The 3,408-nt window shown below is 35.2% G+C and carries 4 protein-coding genes; 2 read left to right on the forward strand and 2 right to left on the reverse strand.

The window, feature by feature from the left end:
• Window positions 1-535 (reverse strand): hypothetical protein (locus D6734_01485; protein ID RMF97722.1); only part of this gene is annotated, 535 nt, incomplete at its 3' end.
• 169 nt (window positions 536-704) lie between these two features.
• Between D6734_01485 and D6734_01490 the strand changes: the two genes are divergently transcribed.
• Both D6734_01490 and D6734_01495 read left to right on the forward strand, forming a co-directional pair.
• A complete protein-coding gene (locus tag D6734_01490) occupies window positions 705-1,508 on the forward strand; it encodes an SDR family oxidoreductase (GenBank protein RMF97723.1) in 804 nt (267 codons plus the stop codon).
• A gap of 88 nt (window positions 1,509-1,596) precedes the next feature.
• Complete coding sequence (locus tag D6734_01495; protein RMF97724.1) at window positions 1,597-2,766, forward strand: radical SAM protein; 1,170 nt, start codon at window positions 1,597-1,599, stop codon at window positions 2,764-2,766.
• A 12-nt stretch (window positions 2,767-2,778) separates the two neighbouring features.
• Here D6734_01495 and D6734_01500 read toward each other — a convergent pair whose 3' ends face one another.
• Window positions 2,779-3,381, reverse strand: a complete 603-nt coding sequence (locus tag D6734_01500) for a hypothetical protein (GenBank protein RMF97725.1) — start codon at window positions 3,379-3,381, stop codon at window positions 2,779-2,781.
• Window positions 3,382-3,408: the final 27 nt, after the last annotated feature.

The following is a 3,408-nucleotide window of genomic DNA, read 5'->3' on the forward strand; positions in this document are numbered from 1 at the left end:
CAGTTCTATGATGTAAAATTTTCTTCAGATAAGTGTTTTCTATTTTATTCATATAATGGAAATTAAGATATCTTATGAATTGTAGCAGTTTATGAGATAAATTCTGTTCAAGTGAAATTTCAAAAAATTTCGGTAAATAATTCTCAAGACGCAGCATTAAAATTATCAAGAAATAAATATAGGCAATCTGTTTTTCGGAATATAATCTTATGGAAAGAATATTTTGAAGTATAAAATTCCTTCTAATATTTAATGTCATCAAAAAGTTATCAACCCATTTTTCAGCTCCAATAGCCTTTGCCAAATAGAGCGCTTCTCCAGCTAATCCAATTACAGGGTCAATAGCTTTGGAGAGATGCATAGGAGGTGGAAGATTGAGATTTTTTATAATTAGAGAATGAGCATATTTAAGGATTGGGGTTATGGTTTTTCTATTGTCTTTAAGAAGAGATTTTAGAGCCGATTTCCATACTTTGAGCTCTCTATATCTTTTTCTAATCCTTAAAAAAAAATCTATACTCGTTATTTGCGCCATAAACCTTTTTCTCAGAAAAGGTTTAATACCTACACCTACAAATATTATAAAGTATAACTTTTTGAATATTCAAAGAAAAATTCAACAAAGCTTTAATTTGCATTTTGTAACAAAAATGTTAGTTATGAATTAAGGAGGATTTTTGAATCGTAATAGGAGGAGCGAAATTATGAAATCAGTTGTTATAACTGGAAGCACAAAAGGGATTGGATTGGGACTTGCTCTGGAATTTTTGAAAAGAGGATGTTCCGTTGTAATCAGCGGTAGAAATAAGAATAAACTTACAGAAGAGGTTGCAAGGGCGGAAAAAAAATTTGGCACAGATAAAGTATTAGGAAAAACTTGTGATGTTTGCAATATATTGCAAGTTCAAGATTTATGGGATAGCGCAAAAGCGAAATTTGGTAAGGTTGATATTTGGATAAACAATGCAGGAAGAGATACAAGTATGGTTATGTTATGGGAGCTTGACCCGGAAGAGATATATGCAACAATAAATACAAATATAACAGGTCTCATATTTGGAACAAAAATTGCATTGAAAGGAATGATAGAGCAGGGTGGTGGACAGATTTATAATATGGAAGGTTTTGGAAGCAGTGATATGATGCGTCCGGGAATGACTGTTTATGGGACAACTAAGAGAGCTGTCCGTTATTTCACAGAATCGGTAATTGAAGAAGCAAAAGACACACCTGTGCAAATAGGCACTCTTGGTCCCGGAATGGTTGTAACAGATTTTATGCTAAATGGATTGAGAAAGATGTCACCTGAAAAACTTGCTGAAGTAAAACCAATTTACAATATGTTGGCTGACAAGGTGGAAACAGTTACCCCCTTTCTTGTAGAAGAAATACTTAAAAATAATAAAACAGGTGCGAAGATTGATTGGCTTACTAATGAAAAAGCGATGGAAAGAATGAATTCAGAGGAATATATAAATCGAGACCTCCTTGGTGAATTTGGATTTTAAAATTTTAAGGATGAATTTGCCATTTAATAACTATGAAAAATATTATTGTTAAATTGAAAATCCAAATGTGAATTGCTAAAAGTCGATTATGGAAAATGATTTGACATTTTATGAAGCTGTTCAGAAATATCCTGCATTCCCAAAATTTACAATCCTGAAAATAGACCTATATCGCCGGGGAGTTTTGTATTCAGATAGAGTGATTGAAGAATTTGGCAGATATCCCGGACCATTTATTTTAAAAGACGGTACATCAGTGATGACGGCGGCTGGCGAATGTATGCCTGACGACCATTATACAATCGATTTTCATAATGGAAAATTAGGTATCTTCTACAAAGGTGAGTTTGTTGAGGAAACAGAGTTTTGTCCCCGCCCCCGTTTTTTTGGTGAAACAACATCATCAGGCATTCCAATGGAAAAGATTGGGATGTTTAGACCACAGGTACTGAATATATGGACAGATCGTTATTGTCACTTTTGGGAAAAAGGCAACCAATGTAAATTTTGTTCCATCAATGCTCTATTTAAAGAACGGAAACAGCTTGATAAGGGAATTTACGAAGCAGAAGACATAAGGGAAACCATAAAAGAAGCGATGAAAGAGCCCGGCAGATTTTCAATGATAACTGTGACTGGCGGAGCAAATCCCAACGGCAAAGAGCCTTTTGATGATGAGGTGGCAAGATATATAGAAGTGATACAGGCAATTGGCGATAATTTTGAAAGCCCTCGTATTCCATTACAGCTCACGAGCTGTGCTTTTTCAAAAAAACAGGTTAAAAAGATATACGACGAAACCAAGGCAATGATGTACTGTCCGGATATAGAAGTATGGGATAGAAATCTTTTTGCTGAAATATGTCCCGGCAAAGCCAAATATGTAGGATGGGACAACTGGGTGAAGAGTCTAATCGATGCAGTGGGAATTTTTGGTAAAGGACTTGTTGCAACTAATATCGTTTTAGGCGTTGAACTTGCAGCTGACAATGGATTTAGCACAGAAGATGAAGCGCTAAAATCAAATCTTGAAGGATGTGAGTTTTTGGCAAAAAGAGGTGTTGCCATGATGGGTTTAGTATGGCGCCCTGTAAAAGGTTCGGCTTTTTATAAGAGAAGACAACCCTCTTTGGAATATTATATTCGCGTCTCACAAGGGCTTCACGATATTCGCGTATCTTACGGGCTTCACTGTGAATTTGACGATTATAAACATTGTGGAAATCATGGAGATGGTGATTTGCATCGAATAGATTGAATGAATTTATACCTACCAAAAGGTAAATAAGAGTATTTCTGCAATAAGCGTCTGTATAAAATTCAAAGAAAGGAGCTGGACATCGAAATAATTAATTCCAGTCGAATCTGATGCGATTTCAAGTGTTTCAGCGATAGGCGATAAGAAAAGGGGCGATAGATAAATCCATATGCGACCTGTTTCATAGTTATACAATCCACCCAAATTCATTTCAAACATAGTGATAATAGCCACATAAATTACCGACCTAAGCAATGTATTTCCACATTTGAGTTTGCGTATCTTTTTTGAGAGATAGAAACAAAAGATTCCAGAAGAGGCAAATCCCATAAATGACAGATAACCTATGAAGTTTGAAGTTCGGGAATAGAAGTAATCCTTCAAGCTGTAAAAAGCAGGCCTGTAATTTGTTAAATCTTTATTTCGTGCTTCCTCTAAAGCTGCCAGCACATCATAACCTGTAAGAAGATAAAGAGTAAGATAGAAAATCAAAACTACAGCACCTGCCGCAAAGAGAGAAATAATCATTCCTTTCGCTTTTTCAGGTTTTTTGAAGATGCAGTATCCTGTAAGTATAACAAAGAAAAGTATTTCATAGGATGTTGAAAAGGTCATAAATGCGGCTATGGACAATGTTATACC

The sequence above is a fragment of the Candidatus Schekmanbacteria bacterium genome (assembly GCA_003695725.1).
In the GTDB taxonomy this organism is placed as follows: domain Bacteria; phylum Schekmanbacteria; class GWA2-38-11; order GWA2-38-11; family J061; genus J061.

Excerpts from the sequence above, each read along its gene's own strand:
- D6734_01490 (RMF97723.1), top strand. The coding sequence starts at position 705 with ATGAAATCAGTTGTTATAACTGGAAGCACAAAAGGGATTGGATTGGGA.
- D6734_01500 (RMF97725.1), bottom strand. The coding sequence starts at position 3,381 with ATGACCTTTTCAACATCCTATGAAATACTTTTCTTTGTTATACTTACA.
- D6734_01495 (RMF97724.1), top strand. The coding sequence starts at position 1,597 with ATGGAAAATGATTTGACATTTTATGAAGCTGTTCAGAAATATCCTGCA.